Raw genomic sequence first — 15,887 nt, 5'->3', positions numbered from 1 at the left:
GAATTATGAATTGTGGGCTCAAGCCACCTGATTAAAATAACGCGCATTCAAGTCCCGAATGGCCTGTTGTTGTTGCTGTTCAAGGATCTGCTTAACCTGAATAGCAATGTCCTGAGCCTGCTCACCACTGCGTGCGTTGACTGTAATATTAGCGTTGACTGTTACCTGCGCAGCCTGATGAGCTTTGACACCATTTTCAGACTCAGGCGTTGTCTGCGGTATTGCCGTGCCTTGCAAGCCAGACAGCGCCTCTGGCGGATTTGCCAGATTAGCCTTACCGGCTGCGTCTTCACCGGACTCAGCCGCTTTTTCTTCGCTAAACCAGCTGCCAATTTGCGAGCCAACCACTGCATTGGTGATAAACCCAGCCAGTGGCGCAGCCATCTTCAACCAGGGATTACGGCTTTTCTCCATCAAACCACTCACCGCTTTCGCAGAGAACATGCCTCCGAGCGTACCGCCAATCACTTGCGCTTTTTGCGAGCCACTCAAAGTATCATCATTGGCAGCCTGCCAGACGGTGTGATAATTCAGCGCATCACCGACAAAGTTGCCAACTCTGGCCACTGTATGCGCACGACTTTTGTTATTCCCGCTGAGTTCAGCAAACGCAGACGCAGTGCCCGCGGCCAGGTTAAACGGATTAATAAACTGGTTTTTGATAAAACCTTCGGCAACATGCAGCAGACTACTTCCATCGCCACCTGGAGACACAGTGCCGGACTTGCCAGCCTCCTGCGCTGCAAGATGGGGTGTCCCAGCAGTGCTGTTGATTTCTGGTGTTGTTTGGTGTTTGGCAGGTTCATCATCAGCAAACCAGCCTCCCAGCTTTTCACCCAGCCAGCCACCAACAGACTCTCCCCCCATCGCACCTAATGCGCCGCCGACCAGGCCGCCTATGGCAGTGCCAATACCCGGGATCACGGAGCCAATTGCAGCCCCAGCGGCTGCCCCTGCCCAGGCACCACCAGCACCACCCACTGCGCTGCCAACCTGTTGCGTTTTTTGCTCTGCGCTCAGGCTGTCATCCGACAGCGTAGTCGCAACGTCCACGGCGCCCATCACTGCACTCAAAGGAGCTGCCAGTTTACCGAGCATTTTGGCTCCTGGCAGGCGACTGAATAAGCCGCCTTTTTTCCCTGCGAACTGCCCCAGTTTGCCGGCCTTTGCGTCATTTGCCGCAGCCTGTATCGGTATCGATTTAGATGTTGCGTTAGGAAGCTGCCTGCCAGCATCGAGCGAGCGAATAGCGTTGCCCTGTGCTGCGGGCTTGCGTTTATGCTGACTGGCTGTATTTTTCTCCGGTGCAGAGTCAGCCTGGTTGTTGCGTTGTCCTTTGTTACGCCCTCGCTTACCACCAGGTTTGCCCTTTGACTTACCCTTGTTTTTGCGCTTACGTGGCTGCTTTTTCTCTTCTTCAGGCTCATCCTCTAAATGCCCGTCAAGTTCATCGAAGACACTGGCTTCCTCTGCGTCGCCATCAGTATCGCCAAATAAACCCGAGCCACTTAATAACTCAGACGCGGCATCACCCAAAGAGGATAAATCGCCGCTCATCAGTCCTTTAAAGTCCAGCTTGCTAAGCGCTCCTTGATGTTGTGCCAACAAAGATGCCGCACCGTCCATACCGAACGCATTCAGCAGATCCGGTGCAGCGGAGACCAGCGAAGACAAGTCGCCATCCAGCACACCTTTCACGTCCAGCTTCTGGAACACCCCGGCATGCTGTTGCAGCAAAGAAGCCGCATCATCCATACCAAAAGCACTCAGCAGCTGAGGGCCGGCTTCAGCCAGAGACGACAAATCGCCGCTCAAAAGCCCGTCCACATCGAATTTCTGTAGTGCTGGCAAAGCCGACTCAAGCAAAGCGCCTGCATCTCCCAGATCCAGTGCTTTAAGCAGATCCGGCGCGGCATTCATCAAGCTGGAAACATCTCCCTGCACAATGCTTTTTAAATCCAGCTGAGCCAAACCTGGAATTGCAGTTTGCAGCCTATCTGCGGCATCACCCAACTCAAAGGCGCGCAATACCTCAGGCGCCGCGTCCAGCAAACTACTCAGGTCACCTTCCATAATCGCCGACGCATTGAGTTTGTTGAGCACCGGCATGGCCTTTTGCATCGCAGCCGACGCCCCTGGCATGTCCAGCGCTTCAAACACAGCCGGAGCAACCTCACCCAGTGAAGCCAGGTCGCCACGCATGATTCCCTGAATATCCAGCTTTTGCACAATGCCAGCATGTTGTTGCAACACAGCCGCAGCATCTTCCATGCCCAGTGCATTCAGCAGCTCAGGTCCGGCTTCAGCCAGTGAAGTGAGATCACCACTAAGCAACCCATCAACATCAAACTTTTGTAATGCTGGCAGCGCCGCGGCCATAGCTGTGCCAGCGTCACCCAACTCCAGCGCGCTTAATAACTGGGGAGCAACCTTCATCAAACTGGAAACGTCGCCCTGAGCAATGCCTTTGAGGTCAAGTTGTGTCAGGCCTGGGATGGCTGCCTGCAATTTGTCTGCGGCCCCCTCCAGTTCAAAGGCGCGCAGTACCTCGGGTGCGGCATCCAGTAAACTGCTGAGATCGCCTTCGATGATTGCAGGCGCATTAAGTTTACTGAGCACAGGCAGGGCTTTTTCCATCGCCAGAGAAGCCCCGGGCATGTTCAGTGCCTGAAATAGCTGCGGAGCAGCCTGGATCAGTGAGTCCAGCTCTCCCGAAGCCAGCGCTGGCATATCCAATTGCTGAAGTGCCGGTAACGCTTGTGCGACACCGGCCGACAGGCCGTCCAGATCCAATGCACTGAGCATCTGAGGGGCCTGCGATGCTAACGCTTGTACGTCACCGCGCAGCACACCTGACAAGTCCAGCTGTGCCAATGCTGGTAATTCTGCTGCCAAAGCCTGCTGCAGCTGAGGCAAATCCACAGCCTCAATCAGTGCTGGCAATGCCGTCTTCAGACCATTCAGGTCGCCTTCTAGCAACGCCTTGAGGTCCTGGCTTTGAAGTGTAGGTAATGCGGATTGAAACGCAGCGACTGCCTGACCCAGGTCTAAAGCGCGGCTCACCTGGGGCATCAAATTGGTCAGACTGCTCAAATCAGCATTCACTGACTGGGACAATGCAGTCACACTGGACACATCCAATGCCTGCTCAGGAGCAGCTACCTCACCACCGGCGCTTTGCGACGCACTCAATTCAACCGGGCTCTGGCGTTGTTCAGACCCATTCGCCGCAACAAAGCCTGGTGCCGTTGCTGTCGAAATCTGGCTTACTGCACCAGGCTGAGCTACATGTTCATTCTGAGTTGCGAGGCGAGCAATCACAGCGCCAAGGTTATCTATAGACGCCAGCAAAGCGTCTGACACCTCAAAAGAAGCGGGGTTGTCTACACTCAGGTTAACCGTCCCTTCGGCTGGTGCCGGCTGACCCGACGGCCCCTGTTGTTGCAGTACAGATTGCAGGCGTTTTTGCAAATCGCTGTTTTGAGGGGCCAATAATGCCAGCGCCTGAAGCTGCGCCAGCAATTGCCCCACAGAAGCTGCACTGGCATCACTTTGTACTTGCAAAGCGTGCAGCGTCCGACCCAGTTTAGCCAGTCGCTGATCCACGCCATTGCTCTGTGCCAGGCGATGTTTAACTTTATTTTTGGCTCCGCCAGGAGCACGAAGATGTTCGACAGTTCCTTGTTTCATAGATTTACCTGAAAGCGTTAAGAAGTGATACCAGAGAGTGAAGGGAGATGTTGTGTGGCATTGCTCAGCAGCCTGAAACAAGCCACTGAGCAATGCCCGAATATTCAGTCACAAACATGCGCAAAGGCGCATGCCTGATGATGTTGACCCGCTACGGATCAGGACACGGAGGTTGCCTCTTTATAGTCAACCGCAGCATTAAACCAGTCGATTAATTCATCTTCGGTCAATGCGTTGAGCTCGGTCAGGCCCCAGCCAGTGTATTTGGCTAAGGCAATAACCATGGCTCTTAAGCGCCTGGGCGGGATACGAGAAAAGCCTGTAAGGTCTCTCTGAGCTTCACAAAGTCGCTCCAGTCAAGCTCTTCGATGATATCCGGCGAGACTTCGCACAAATTGGAGAAGTAACGAATTTCACTTTCCGATTCACTGATATCTGCCTTATCCACCATTAACCGGTCACGTACTTTTGGTCGTCTCATTGTCAGTTCGGCATACTCATGCCCATCAACCGTTATTGGAAATGCCAGGGTAATGATTTCTTTCATGCTTTTGCTCCTATTATTATTTACTCAGCGCATAGGCGGGTACCCCTTACCGGTCGCTAAACCGGCGAGGAGCATCCGCTAACATCAAGGCAAGAACGCGAATTAAGCGCCAATCGCTGCGCGTAACAACGCCATCTGATCTGTGCCATTGATTTTGCGTACATCGTTGTACAAATCAATTTCGTAGATCACTTCGTTGTTGATCTCCAGCTTGTACTTCTGCACTGTGTATTGCAGCGTTAACTTGGCTTCTTCACCGTCTTTCCAGTTACCCATGTCCACTTCTTTAAAGAAGCCTTCCAGCGTCACAACCACAGGCTGTGGTGGCTGACCTTGCGCCTGAATTGCACCACGTGCAGTCAAAGGCGTGGTTGCGCCACTCCAGTCACCCAGCAGCTTCATCATGTCAGCGTTGTATTCAAGTAGCGTGATGTTACCTTCCAGTTTCTCAAGCTGACCTACGTCCAGCTCAATCGGTGCCTGAAAGCCGGACGTGACTTCACGGGTTTTGACTGTGACTTTTGGCAGTTGAATTTCGTCCGCAATGCCCAGGTAGCCTTTGCCGTCTACGAACAGTTTGAATTTTTTAAGGATTTTAGGAGACATTGCCATTATACGATTTCCTCTAGGTAGTTGTTTGTCAGAATGCTCTTGAAGGTGATGTGCTCAGCCGGTGTAGGCGGCGTAAAGTCAAAGCTGAAGTAAACCTTGCCAGCCTGGAGGTTTTCCGGCGAATTCAGCTCTTCGTCTGCCCAAATCTCACCGCCCAAAATCGCACCTTGCGCCTTCAGACTGTCCAGATAAGACTGCACACTTTGTTTAACGTCTTCGATGTAAGTCTTGGTGATGTTACGGTCAACCGCCCACATGTGTGCACGCAGCAGTGAATCGTTGATCATATCCGCAGTACGTACGACTGACAGGAAGGCCCATTTCGGGTCACCAGAACAAGTGCGGTTACCCCACAGCTTGAAACCATTCTGACGAATAATCGTCGCTACATCATTGGTATTCAGATGATTTGCACGAGCTTGTCGGTCACCCAGCTGGAAGTCCACTGGACGAGCTGTGCCTACAATGCCATTCATTGCCGTGTTGCTCGGGCTCCACCAGAAACCACGGTCGTTATCCGACTTGGCAATCATACCCGCAACACGGGCACTGGCTGGCTCAACTTTTTCAACACCGTCTTTGAATACGCGAACATGCGGGTCAACCAGGAAGACACGACGTGAGCTCTGATCACCTCGATACTCAATGGCTTTGGCATCTGTGGTATTCGGACCGTCTGCAATGATCACTGCACGCAGTCGCTCTGCCACACCCACCAATTTGCTGACAACAGGGTTCGCACCACCATCGCGCTGATGCGTATAACCTGGCGCAACCAGAATACGTGGTGCAACGCCCAGTACAGACTCAGCACCCAGGAATGCAAACACCCCTTTGTATTTGCCATCATCCGTTGAACTGTCTGTCATCGCTGCCATCACAGCAGCTTCATCTGCACCTTCAACACGAATCACAACCACAGCGGCACCCGCCTGGTCAAAAATCCCGTTCAGTGCGTCAGGCAGTGTACCCTGGGTTCCAAGCTTTTCAGCCTCACTGCGCTTACCCGCAATTAATACCGGTGTATTGGCAGGAAATGCGTCTGTATCAGCATCAGGCGCAGTACCGATAACACCAATTACCGAGCTTTTAACAGTTTTAATAGGACGCGTACCAGATTGCGCCTCGATGACTTCTACACCGTGTAGAAATTCAGACATAGATATCTCCTTTAAAGGTATGTCAATTAGCTAATAAAAAAGCCACAGACGTGAGGCGATAAATTGGCCGCACTGTGCTGTGGCTTAAGTTGAAATAAATTAAAAAACAGAAGTTAGATTTGGATCCCTTCGATGGTTACCGGTTCACCATTGATAAGGTATAAGCCTTCAATGGCGATTGATAATTTGCCGTCTCCGACCGGGTGCACCGCCACCCCTTCAAGTGCGAACCTGGGCTCCCATTGCTCAAGTGCGTCAGAAATAGCAATCGTGATGTCGCCCACCAGAGAATGCGAAAATGGCCGGTCGACCAAATCAAATAAACCGCAGCCATAATCACGACGCATCACCCTGCTTCCTCTGGGGGTCGTTACTATATCCTGAATACTTTGCTTCAAATGTTCCACGCCACTGAGTGGCTTACCCGTCTGGGCATTCATCCCTATCATGCGGTACCTCCTTTATTACCCACAATGAATTGCGCATATCCATCTTCTAGCTTTGCGTTACAGCTGCTGACATCACCCACACGGGCCACGGCGTTGCCCCCAATGGTAAAGCCCGGCGCCCCTTGTGTTACAGTCTGCCCTGCATGGGGCGGTAGCTTGCTGTCTTTGCTGTGCAAGTGCACGGACAATGCGTCCCCCACACACAGCACCGCTTTTCCACCAACCTTAAAGGTGCTTTGTGCTGCGGCCACCGTGGCCGGATTGTAATCATCATGCAAATTGGTTTGGGCTTTGTTTAATGAAATGGCTGGCATGGTTACTCCTGCGCTTTGATCATTGCGCCATTGAGCAACAGGTTGCCCTTCGCCGCGATGGCAATATCCTGCTCCGATGAACTGATATTGACCTGCTTGCCCGCTAAATTCAGTGTTTCTTCTGCCGTCACATGAATGTTCTTTACTGCACTGATAAAGGCGTTATTGCCCACTTCTACCGTGGCATTAAAGCCACACTCGATATGAAGGTCTCTTTCACTGTGTACCGTGATTTTTGCGGTTTCTTCACCGCCAGTATCCGGCACATAGAGATGATAAGTGTGATTTTGAGTATCATATTCAACCAGCGCCCCATCTTGGTAGCGGGTACGGTGTACATGTTCACGGCTGCTTGCTGCGGTATAACTTTCCCCTTCACCTGCACCTAATACATGGTCTGGCTTATGATGATCCGCGGCCGCACTATATACACTGCCCAGAATCACACCCTGAGCGGTGTCGCCACAAGGCGCGAGGACGATAACCTGTTCACCAATCTGGGGCGCTCGCCAGGTCATATTATGCGCTGCCATATCGGTCAGCCAGGGCAGTTTAGCCGTGATCCAGTCACCAATTTTGACTTTCACACGAGCCGTTTCATAGTCCACTTCATGCACAGTACCAAGCGAGATCAGCTTGCTTAAACGATGCTGTAAGTCGGACAAAGCTAATTCTGATTGAGCGGGGTCTGAGATCATAATATCTCCCCTGCACTCGTCTGAGTGCTATAGATTAACTTATGCTCATGGCCGTGCTGCCCCAGATACACATCGGTGATGGGTACGCCGGGCAATTCGCTCTGCTCAACCTGATAATAAAATGACCAGCTCAACTGTAACTGAGCTTTCACGCCCTCACTTTGCTGACTAAAGGCAAAGGTCGTTTGCTCGGTAATAAAATGCTGCCACTGGGTGGGCACGTCGTCCGCCATCATCGCGGCTTCGCCTGTGCTAAGAACCTCATCCAGCCGCTCCAGCAGCCTGGCTTTATCGCCATCCATCAACTCAATATCAAGCTGCACACTCAACACCCGCCTGTCCAGCGGATTTGGGCTGAGGTTTTTGTTGTATGCCGGTCCATAGCTGACACCGGTCTCGGTGCCTTTACTTTGCAGCTCGCTGGCCTGTCGTTCCAACTTAGGCGTTAATGTCAGTTGGGCTTGCTGGGTCAGGTCCGGGGCAACCTGGCTCGGGATTAAATAATCCACCTGAGCCACAGCCGCCAGGGACGTCGTCAGACGCTCAAGCACCTGGGTGATTAAGGTAGTTCGTTGCATAGACTTGCTCTTAGATTAAAAAGACTCGAAGACAATCAGTGAGTCAGGGCGGGCGACGTGCCCGAAGATGACGAGTTGTTATAGTTCAGGTTTTTCAGGCCAAACAACATCTTCAGGAACAGAATAGGTCTGGGGTAAATCTCTCAAAGCCTGACGATATACCCTCAAGCTTTCAGGTACCGCACCTTCGACCTCCTGATATTTTACAACCAGCCAGTCGGTCGAGTGCAGGCGTGCATCTCGCATAACTCTGATGGCATGCCACTGGCTTTGCTCTTGCAAAATATGCAGGGGCATTTGAGATTCATTTGCAAAATTTTCCATGTCACACCTCCCAATTAGGTTTGTTATGAGTGATACGTTCAACACAAGGTCTGCCACGAAATGATGTGTACTCACTGCTGACGCTAATGGATCTGGCTGCTCCACAGTGGAACCTTGGATCAACTTTCAGTGTCAATCGTGCGATACCAGAGTCAGCGCCCTGACCAATTTTTCTAAAGAACACAGGAATGGATGTGCCTGTAAACGCTTTGTCTAACGGGATTTCCCTTTCTGGACTATCAGGTTCGGAAATAAACACACTCAGATGACCATCCCGAGATACATTTTTCACTTCCATGATCCCTGATACACAGTCCTGAAATGAGGAGCCCGTGATAATCAAGTGTTCATTGTACGAGGCAAACATACCTCTGTGCGTGATCATTATTTCGCATTTGAAATAATCGCCTGTCGCACCAAACCCACCCCCATTTTGTGCATCGAACTCAAGTAAGTTGATGTAGTAAGGATCAAGCGGAGCTGCACAATATGGGAATTCCGTATCAGGCCCATCAGCTGCTGCAGTATATCCGCCATTACTCAGCATTGTTGAAAAATAGAAGCGCTTTACGTTTCCCTGCTTGTGCACTTGCAGGCCGTTGACAAGCTCTGTGTAATCACTCTTCCAATCATCAAACTCAGCTTTTGCCTGCTGTAAACTGGCGTTTATATTATTGCTTTGCTCAGCCACCGTTTGACAAAGAGCGTTGGCCCTCACGGCCACATCGCTGAGCCGCTCTGTGGTGGTTTTATTGTCCGTTGACATAGTGTCTCCTGTGAGCCTTGCCTGGTATGGCAAGCATGAAGGCGGCATACCAGGCCGCTATATAATTCGGGTAATAAAAAGGCGTGCAAGACGCCCGAGGAAGAATCTGAAGCCTTGAGTTAACTTTCTCAAGCTTAGGTATATCTTACTGATTTCCCTTAGGTAAAACCGGTCAATTCTGACCGGATAAGACAAAAAAGAAAAAGGCACACCGTCAGGTGCCTGCGCTCAGGGCGATGCCTCAGGAACCTGGTGTTTGGGGTAAAGGAAAACGCGCTTTAATTTCGGCTACTTTATCCAGCCAGGCCTGCTTGGCCGCCTCAGTCTGGTCGAATTGCCACTCCATGTAGAGCGGATCTGATTCACGAAGATAAGAAAGCCGGCGATACTCCAGAGCTTCTTCGTGCTCAAAGCGAAAAGTCAGCGCTTCAAACGGCACATTTAACTCATTTATTATCAGAAAATGGCGGACCTGGGCTTCGTTCATCAGCTCACCTACCGTCGCCAGTACGGTATCGTTGTAGATTAATTGCATGTATTGTTCCTTGCTTACATATTAGGCTGTAGGGGTTTCGAGATCATTAACTCGTGAACTCAAACTTTCAATACTTCCGGCTAAGCCTGCAATATCACTGGGCCTTGCAAACTCCGGGTAACAGCCCCACACCTTGTTTTCCAGGTTTACGTATCCGGATACTGAACCATACAAACAGATTAATGCCTCGCCTGTCGAAGACGAGAGTGACAAGCCCGTATGTGGCGTGTAAAAAGCCCCATTTGGCGAATTCGCTGCCTGCCGGTAAGCATACAACTGCCACCCGTCGTCAAAGTTGGTTACAGGGTGCAAATCTCCATTGATCTGTCCCTCAATCACCTTGATATAGCAGCCTTTGGTGAGCGCCCCCTGCTCATATCCATTGTAATAGGTATTATCTAACCGAACGGTTTTACCTGGACTGGTTTTCCACTTAATCCTGAGGATGTTAAACTTCTTATTAACGTATCCACTGTAAACATGGCTTCTAAAGCTGGCACCCACCCCATTTCCGGTATGATCTGTATCGTGTTCGCCGGCGCTACCGTATATAGAAGCCTCCCTAGTGACTTCAAACGTTTCCAAGCCTATGGTATTGAATCCTTTTATTGCACCATTGCCCAAAGGCTCCATCTGCTGATTGCGGCTCAGCAAAATATGAGATTGCTCACCACGAGCACCGGCAATGTAATTTTGAATATCCTGGTGCGCCTGCTGTTTTGCGGCGTCCATCTCCGCTTTTTTGGCATCGACCGTAGCATTAATATTACCCGCATGATCTTCAACGCTCTGGCACAAGGCATTGGCGCGCACGGCCACTTGGGTTAACAACTCAGTGATATTGTCTGTTGACATAATAAATCCTTAAAAATCCTGTTTTACGCCTGCTCCAGCGCCACTAAGCGCCATTCTTGTTTAATCTGACGATGCATGGTATCGATCTGAGCCAGGGTTAATTCAGCCAGTTCGTTATCGAGGATCAGGTTGAGATTTTCAACGCCGAGTTTCACCTCAACACTGTTTGAGGGCAATTGCGTCAGGCTTAGGGTCAGCCACTGCAATACCTTAACATCTGGCGTTCGGTACCCCAGCGTAGTGTTGGGTTTAGAATACACCCCCAGTAAAATCAGTTTGGGCTGACCGTTTGCCAGCTTTTCGCCGGAATCCAGAAATACGCCAATTTCACCAATTGCGTATTCAAGGGGTGCCTCGAATTTGGCCGCCACTTTCAGACTGCTACTTTCACCATCGGTGTAGTCCGAGTCGGCAATTTCCACCAGCTCTTTTTGAGCGCGCAATGTGGTTTGATTTTTTGACGGGGTGTAGCTTGCGTCCCCAAAGGCCATATGGCTGATCTGACCTTTAAAACCTCTGGACCGTGCGGACAACAGCGCGTCCAGCCCCACCTGAGTAAATTGCAAGGTTAATGCTGACATTAAGTCACTCCTTGTAAATGAAAAGATTGAATATTCAGAGCTTGAAACCCTGCAAACAGCGCTAACTCGCAGGCCGTCGGGTCCGGTGTTATACCCGAACTTTCAGCCGTAATATCAGTGCTGTTCAATGAGTGAAGCAGTGCACAGGATGTGATCCCACCTTCAGTTTGGTCTGGCGTAAGACCTTCACCTTGTACACGCCAGCGCTGACAATTGAGCAAGTGTCCTGCCGCAGTGGTTGCCACTGAGCCCAGTGTCGGATCCGGCGTAATGCCCAAGCCTGTTGCTGCATGACCAATCAAGTTGAGCGGCACTTGCACAGCCCCAACAGGCGCCAAAGACTCGCTCAGTGTAATGCCCAGCTGTAAATCGACATGTATGGCGCCACGCTTAACCGCGTTGATCACCCTGCGGATTTTCTTCAACATCTGGGGGGTCAGCAGTCCTTGCTGATGGTCATCCAAATTCTGATTCACCAAAGCCCACACTTTAATCGTGCCGGGCGGCATGGCGTCTTCTGAGGGGATGTCCGCTCCTTCGGACTGCCACCATTCCCTGATCTCAGTAGCAATGTTTAAACTGTCGAGTGCTTTTTGCAGCGCGTAGGGCGTACCTTTATATTGATGGACTGTAAACGCATCGCGGATCACCTGGCGCTTGAGTGTTTCTGACCAGGCTTCGTCCCACTCATCCACAGACATAGACCATGCCAGCCAGGGCAATAACGGCGTCGGGCAAAGCATCGGATCCCACAATGCGCGTAACAGCAAACGAATATCCAGCAAAATACAAGCATCCTGCACACTTCGACGCAGGGCCTGTTCATCCGAAACATCCTCCAGATTAGGCATGTTAAGTGCCCGGGCAAGTTCAGTGAGCTTTGTCACCGGACAAAGAGTGCTATCCCAAACCACAGTGAGCAGCTGATTGATATCCGCAGCAAAAAAAGCACTGTCGGTCATCGCATCCAGCTGCCACTGCGTTGCAAGGCGCTGTCGTTCAGCCTGGGTTCTGTTACTGATATCCAGTGTATCCAGCAGTAGTGCCCTTACTTTGCCTGGTTTTGTCATTTGTTGGGCAAGGGCACGGCTCAGCGCTGATGCGCTACCTGGTAATAAATCATTCATCTTTCACCACCACAGTCACCTGTGCGTGTTCGCACCGGGCTGACTGCACACCCGTGACGGATACATTGCTTGCAGGAGACAGCAAATTCACCTCCTCTACCCCTTCGCGATGCAATGCAGCAAACAATCCGGCTCGGGTCACTTTTTTCCCAAGCGCCTGACGGCTCACCAGATAACCTTGTAATGCGGCCTCAGCAGCCTGACGGATTGCGTTAGCAGACGGCCCTGGTAATACCACCAGCTCCGCCATAACGGTAAAAGGCACAATTTCAGCGGCGTGGACGGTGACCCGATCGCCCAAAGGTCTAACTTGTGACACTCCCTGGTGCTCCCATCCCTGGGCAGCAAAGTGTTTACCTACTTTTTCAAGCAATGCCTGAGATGGCGTGCCATCTCCTTCAGTGCTGAGAATGGTCAGGGCAATGTCACAGGGCGTCGGGCTGGACACGGTGACATCACGAATGCGCGTATCGAGCGACAAAGTATGAAAGATGTAAGCCGAGGCACTGCCTGCGGTATTCAAACCATCAAAGGCCAGCTGAATGCGCTGGCGAAACCGGCTGTCACTCTCAGCGTCGCCACGCAAAAGGTTATAACGCGAAGCGATGGCATCCAGATCTGCACCACTGGCCGTTGCCAGCATCACACCCCGAACCGCATCATTTGACTGTTGAGTGTGCAAGACTTGCTGATAGGCCAGCGTTTGCAACAGGGCGGTCAACGGGTCACTTTCAAGCGCCAACGCATCGCCATATTGAGGATGAGCAGCTAAAAAACGCTGTTTGATTTCCTTAAACTGTTGCTCAAAGTCCACATCCTGTAGCAGCTCAGGTAAAGGCACCCGGGACAGGTCTGGTGTCGCAAATTGGCTCATCTCATCCTCTGTCATACAAAATTAAGTTATAAAAAAACCCGACTTGGCATTGCATCAGGCAATATCGCATCGGGTTTATCACGGGAAGTACGTTTTAATATTTCGTTAGCTTTCTCAAGCTTAGGTGTATCTTACTGATTTTAAGGGAGTAAAAACGGTCAACTTTGACCGGTTTAAAATCGACACAGTAAACCCTCTCAGGTTCAGACATAAAAAAACCACCGCTCATCATTCTGAGCTGGAGGTTTTTAACTTGCGGAATCTTGCTGTTCTCTAACAGCTTACTGTATCTCTTGACTTAGCTTTCTCAAGCTTAGATGTATCTTACTGATTTTTAGTGATTAAAAACGGTCAACTTTGACCGGTTTAAAATCGACACAGTAAACCCGCAGGTTCTGACATAAAAAAACCACCGCTCATCATTCTGAGCCGGTGGTTTTTAACTTGCGGAATCTTGCTGTTTTTAACAGCTTACTGTATCTCTTGACTTAGCTTTCTCAAGCTTAGGTGTATCTTACTGATTTAAAGGGAAGAAAACCGGTCAATTCTGACCGGATTGAACTTTTTCCTACCTTTTTATGCAAACAGCCTGGTATCACAGTTCAGCTTTGAAAGAAAATGCGTCCAGCGCGTCGATGGATGTCAGATCCGCGACCTGTAACTCCGCCTCATCACTTTTCTGACGCAGCGCTTCACGCTTTTCCAACTCTGCCTTATAAGCAGCGTTTGCCTCTGTTCTTTCTACCTCTGAGCCACCCAGGTGTGCGAGCTGCACTCGCTCATGCGCTTTGGTGACACGCCACAGCTGCGCTTCCAGACAATCATACACAGCACGTTTGATCTCGCCGATCATCACGGTCTTGCGTGAAGTTATGGCTTCTTCACTAAGGTGCGGCGGCACATAACCGGCAATAAAGGTGGCCACAGACTCATCATTCCAGGCTTCACCCGTGTTCGGATGCACCAGCCAGTAGTTTCCTTCGATTTTCATGCCTTTATCGGCAAAATATTCGCAACTCATGATCTCTCCTTAAAATGCGCGACAGGTACGGCCAAACCCGTGATTGTTATACATATAATATTCATTGAGTAACCCGACATGACTGTATGGGTTTATACAGTTTATTGCACCTGCGACTATACCTGCATCATAGCCTAGGTTTTCCGGTTTAGAACGATAGGAATACATGCTTAAGAGCTCACCATCTATGCTCTCCAGTGCGACGACTACTTCGCCTTCACCATTCATAGTACCATTAGAATCAGATGCCCGATGCGGCTGAGAGTTACTCATAAAGAAGAAATTAACGGGTTCCAGTCGCTGCTCTTCCGTAAAGCGGTAGTGAGCACTGTACCTGGCACCTCCCATTTTCACCGTGTCATTAAACACGCCAAAATAACCATAATAACTTGCTGAATGACTGTTTAGTCTGGCCTCACCTGAGGTGTAACGCCTGATCCCGTAAGGCTGTGAGATATTATGGTAAATAAAGCAAATGGTGGTAAAATCCCTTTCATCAACATAGGCTTGCCACTCAGCTTCATTGGCAATCGCTATATTAGTAACTACGTTGCCATCCCGGTATTTTTCGATTACCAGTGAAGTGCCTTCATCTACCATCACCAGGCAATGTTTCTGGTTGTCGTAGAGCACCGCAACATTATCTGCACCATAGTTGGTTCTGGTCGCCACCCCATATTGATCCCGTGCATTTAAATTTTGTTTTGGCTGAGTATGTGATGTATACCCCTGTGAACGCACATACACACCACCATAGTTTGCAGCACCTGTCGCTTGAGCACTTTGCGTACTGTATACCACCTCATAGCCAATATCTGCGAAATTATCTTTACTGCCCAAAGGTAAATAAGCACTGGAGCCATACAAGTAAGTCTGACTGGTAGGGTTTTGTGCAAATGCATTAGAGTAAACAAAACTGGTATGAGTTGTTGTCTTTCCCGATCCATCCGCATTCAGAGACAAGTATTCCAGTCTGCTACTTTCTGTATTGTTGTTGTATGTGAAACTAGGCCTGACCAAAAATGTTTCACCACTGTTATCATAGACAGCAAACACAGCGGTAGTCCGGGCGTTGTTTCCTGAACTTGCGACCACATCAATTGGTGTGACACCAAAAACCGGCCTAACCTGCTTATTAAATGCGCGATTCTGTAAAGCTTCAACCCGAGCCAGGCTCGGTGCCATTGCATCTAGCTGATCTAACTTAGCCGTTTTAACTTCAAGCGCAGTGCCATTGTCATTGAGTGTCTGTGCAGCCTGTTGCAGGCTGGTCTGGCCGACCTGAGCCGCCTGTTGCAATGCTGTGGTGGCCTCATCAATATGCGATTCAGCCACGGCCACAACAGCCTGCTCCAGTTTTTCGTTGTCGGTCAGTTTGGTGATTGCGTTACTGACCAGCGCCTGTTCTTCGGCACTAAGCGGTTGTTCGCCTTGCATGTCGGCGACCAGTTTGTCGACCATGACCTGCACGGCAGTTTGTATACTTGCCATAAATTCCTCGTTGAATGATTTAGAAAGTAAATGAAGGGGCCTGCACTACAGCGCAAGCAGGGGTTCACCTAATAGCTGGTTCAGGCGGCTGCGACGCAGCTTCTCCTGCACCGCAAGATACTGTTGCTGTTGAATGTGTTGTTGCTGAAATAACTGCGTGTCTACTGCCGTCAGGGCATTAGCCAGCCGCAATACATCTTGTTGCAACAAATTGTCCGGATGCGGCAGAGGCAGAGAAAAATGCGGTGTTTGTGGATTGTGCATA

Annotated in this window: 19 protein-coding genes; all 19 read right to left on the bottom strand. The window is 50.4% G+C overall.

What is annotated here, in order from left to right:
- Window positions 1-18: 18 nt before the first annotated feature.
- Window positions 19-3,690 (bottom strand): hypothetical protein, encoded by a 3,672-nt coding sequence (locus QNM19_RS16660; RefSeq protein ID WP_284026952.1) that lies wholly within the window; start codon window positions 3,688-3,690, stop codon window positions 19-21.
- Window positions 3,691-3,848: 158 nt separating this feature from the next.
- Entirely contained in the window at window positions 3,849-3,974 is a 126-nt protein-coding gene (locus QNM19_RS16655; RefSeq protein WP_257721227.1) for a hypothetical protein, read from the bottom strand.
- A 5-nt stretch (window positions 3,975-3,979) separates the two neighbouring features.
- Window positions 3,980-4,237 carry a phage tail assembly protein gene (locus QNM19_RS16650; protein WP_010385143.1) on the bottom strand — a complete coding sequence of 86 codons (258 nt, stop codon included), beginning with the start codon at window positions 4,235-4,237 and terminating at the stop codon, window positions 3,980-3,982.
- A 102-nt stretch (window positions 4,238-4,339) separates the two neighbouring features.
- On the bottom strand, window positions 4,340-4,849 hold the full coding sequence (locus QNM19_RS16645; RefSeq protein WP_010385144.1) for a phage major tail tube protein: 510 nt from the start codon (window positions 4,847-4,849) through the stop codon (window positions 4,340-4,342).
- On the bottom strand, window positions 4,849-6,009 hold the full coding sequence (locus QNM19_RS16640; protein ID WP_010385145.1) for a phage tail sheath C-terminal domain-containing protein: 1,161 nt from the start codon (window positions 6,007-6,009) through the stop codon (window positions 4,849-4,851). Before QNM19_RS16640 ends, QNM19_RS16645 begins: the two co-directional genes overlap by 1 nt.
- A 113-nt stretch (window positions 6,010-6,122) precedes the next feature.
- On the bottom strand, window positions 6,123-6,458 hold the full coding sequence (locus QNM19_RS16635; protein ID WP_049864645.1) for a GPW/gp25 family protein: 336 nt from the start codon (window positions 6,456-6,458) through the stop codon (window positions 6,123-6,125).
- Window positions 6,455-6,772, bottom strand: a complete 318-nt coding sequence (locus QNM19_RS16630) for a PAAR domain-containing protein (RefSeq protein ID WP_049864646.1) — start codon at window positions 6,770-6,772, stop codon at window positions 6,455-6,457. The genes QNM19_RS16635 and QNM19_RS16630 overlap by 4 nt, the downstream gene beginning before the upstream one ends.
- A 2-nt stretch (window positions 6,773-6,774) precedes the next feature.
- Window positions 6,775-7,470 carry a phage baseplate assembly protein V gene (locus QNM19_RS16625; protein ID WP_049864647.1) on the bottom strand — a complete coding sequence of 232 codons (696 nt, stop codon included), beginning with the start codon at window positions 7,468-7,470 and terminating at the stop codon, window positions 6,775-6,777.
- Entirely contained in the window at window positions 7,467-8,048 is a 582-nt protein-coding gene (locus QNM19_RS16620) for a hypothetical protein (protein ID WP_049864648.1), read from the bottom strand. Before QNM19_RS16620 ends, QNM19_RS16625 begins: the two co-directional genes overlap by 4 nt.
- A gap of 78 nt (window positions 8,049-8,126) precedes the next feature.
- A complete protein-coding gene (locus QNM19_RS16615; protein WP_049864649.1) occupies window positions 8,127-8,372 on the bottom strand; it encodes a phage tail assembly chaperone in 246 nt (81 codons plus the stop codon).
- A gap of 1 nt (window position 8,373) precedes the next feature.
- The gene (locus QNM19_RS16610; RefSeq protein WP_049864650.1) at window positions 8,374-9,138 is read right to left on the bottom strand and encodes a hypothetical protein; all 765 of its coding nucleotides are present in this window, start codon (window positions 9,136-9,138) and stop codon (window positions 8,374-8,376) included.
- Between the two features lie 241 nt (window positions 9,139-9,379).
- Window positions 9,380-9,673, bottom strand: a complete 294-nt coding sequence (locus QNM19_RS16605; protein WP_049864651.1) for a hypothetical protein — start codon at window positions 9,671-9,673, stop codon at window positions 9,380-9,382.
- Between the two features lie 21 nt (window positions 9,674-9,694).
- Window positions 9,695-10,528: a hypothetical protein gene (locus tag QNM19_RS16600; RefSeq protein ID WP_049864652.1), complete on the bottom strand. Its 834-nt coding sequence runs from the start codon at window positions 10,526-10,528 to the stop codon at window positions 9,695-9,697.
- A gap of 23 nt (window positions 10,529-10,551) precedes the next feature.
- Window positions 10,552-11,109 (bottom strand): phage tail protein, encoded by a 558-nt coding sequence (locus QNM19_RS16595; protein ID WP_284026951.1) that lies wholly within the window; start codon window positions 11,107-11,109, stop codon window positions 10,552-10,554.
- Window positions 11,109-12,236 (bottom strand): phage tail protein I, encoded by a 1,128-nt coding sequence (locus tag QNM19_RS16590; protein ID WP_284026950.1) that lies wholly within the window; start codon window positions 12,234-12,236, stop codon window positions 11,109-11,111. The genes QNM19_RS16595 and QNM19_RS16590 overlap by 1 nt, the downstream gene beginning before the upstream one ends.
- A complete protein-coding gene (locus QNM19_RS16585) occupies window positions 12,229-13,110 on the bottom strand; it encodes a baseplate assembly protein (protein ID WP_049864656.1) in 882 nt (293 codons plus the stop codon). The genes QNM19_RS16590 and QNM19_RS16585 overlap by 8 nt, the downstream gene beginning before the upstream one ends.
- 595 nt (window positions 13,111-13,705) lie before the next feature.
- Window positions 13,706-14,131 carry a hypothetical protein gene (locus tag QNM19_RS16580; RefSeq protein ID WP_049864657.1) on the bottom strand — a complete coding sequence of 142 codons (426 nt, stop codon included), beginning with the start codon at window positions 14,129-14,131 and terminating at the stop codon, window positions 13,706-13,708.
- Window positions 14,132-14,140: 9 nt separating this feature from the next.
- Entirely contained in the window at window positions 14,141-15,622 is a 1,482-nt protein-coding gene (locus tag QNM19_RS16575) for a hypothetical protein (protein WP_049864658.1), read from the bottom strand.
- A gap of 45 nt (window positions 15,623-15,667) precedes the next feature.
- A complete protein-coding gene (locus tag QNM19_RS16570) occupies window positions 15,668-15,886 on the bottom strand; it encodes a hypothetical protein (protein WP_049864659.1) in 219 nt (72 codons plus the stop codon).
- Between the last annotated feature and the right edge of the window lies 1 nt (window position 15,887).

This window comes from Pseudoalteromonas ardens, from assembly GCF_030125445.1.
In the GTDB taxonomy this organism is placed as follows: domain Bacteria; phylum Pseudomonadota; class Gammaproteobacteria; order Enterobacterales; family Alteromonadaceae; genus Pseudoalteromonas; species Pseudoalteromonas ardens.
This window is presented reverse-complemented; position numbering and strand designations above follow the sequence as displayed.

Coding starts and splice junctions, on each gene's coding strand:
- QNM19_RS16660 (WP_284026952.1), bottom strand. CDS start 3,690: ATGAAACAAGGAACTGTCGAACATCTTCGTGCTCCTGGCGGAGCCAAA.
- QNM19_RS16655 (WP_257721227.1), bottom strand. CDS start 3,974: ATGGTTATTGCCTTAGCCAAATACACTGGCTGGGGCCTGACCGAGCTC.
- QNM19_RS16650 (WP_010385143.1), bottom strand. CDS start 4,237: ATGAAAGAAATCATTACCCTGGCATTTCCAATAACGGTTGATGGGCAT.
- QNM19_RS16645 (WP_010385144.1), bottom strand. CDS start 4,849: ATGGCAATGTCTCCTAAAATCCTTAAAAAATTCAAACTGTTCGTAGAC.
- QNM19_RS16640 (WP_010385145.1), bottom strand. CDS start 6,009: ATGTCTGAATTTCTACACGGTGTAGAAGTCATCGAGGCGCAATCTGGT.
- QNM19_RS16635 (WP_049864645.1), bottom strand. CDS start 6,458: ATGATAGGGATGAATGCCCAGACGGGTAAGCCACTCAGTGGCGTGGAA.
- QNM19_RS16630 (WP_049864646.1), bottom strand. CDS start 6,772: ATGCCAGCCATTTCATTAAACAAAGCCCAAACCAATTTGCATGATGAT.
- QNM19_RS16625 (WP_049864647.1), bottom strand. CDS start 7,470: ATGATCTCAGACCCCGCTCAATCAGAATTAGCTTTGTCCGACTTACAG.
- QNM19_RS16620 (WP_049864648.1), bottom strand. CDS start 8,048: ATGCAACGAACTACCTTAATCACCCAGGTGCTTGAGCGTCTGACGACG.
- QNM19_RS16615 (WP_049864649.1), bottom strand. CDS start 8,372: ATGGAAAATTTTGCAAATGAATCTCAAATGCCCCTGCATATTTTGCAA.
- QNM19_RS16610 (WP_049864650.1), bottom strand. CDS start 9,138: ATGTCAACGGACAATAAAACCACCACAGAGCGGCTCAGCGATGTGGCC.
- QNM19_RS16605 (WP_049864651.1), bottom strand. CDS start 9,673: ATGCAATTAATCTACAACGATACCGTACTGGCGACGGTAGGTGAGCTG.
- QNM19_RS16600 (WP_049864652.1), bottom strand. CDS start 10,528: ATGTCAACAGACAATATCACTGAGTTGTTAACCCAAGTGGCCGTGCGC.
- QNM19_RS16595 (WP_284026951.1), bottom strand. CDS start 11,109: ATGTCAGCATTAACCTTGCAATTTACTCAGGTGGGGCTGGACGCGCTG.
- QNM19_RS16590 (WP_284026950.1), bottom strand. CDS start 12,236: ATGAATGATTTATTACCAGGTAGCGCATCAGCGCTGAGCCGTGCCCTT.
- QNM19_RS16585 (WP_049864656.1), bottom strand. CDS start 13,110: ATGAGCCAATTTGCGACACCAGACCTGTCCCGGGTGCCTTTACCTGAG.
- QNM19_RS16580 (WP_049864657.1), bottom strand. CDS start 14,131: ATGAGTTGCGAATATTTTGCCGATAAAGGCATGAAAATCGAAGGAAAC.
- QNM19_RS16575 (WP_049864658.1), bottom strand. CDS start 15,622: ATGGCAAGTATACAAACTGCCGTGCAGGTCATGGTCGACAAACTGGTC.
- QNM19_RS16570 (WP_049864659.1), bottom strand. CDS start 15,886: ATGCACAATCCACAAACACCGCATTTTTCTCTGCCTCTGCCGCATCCG.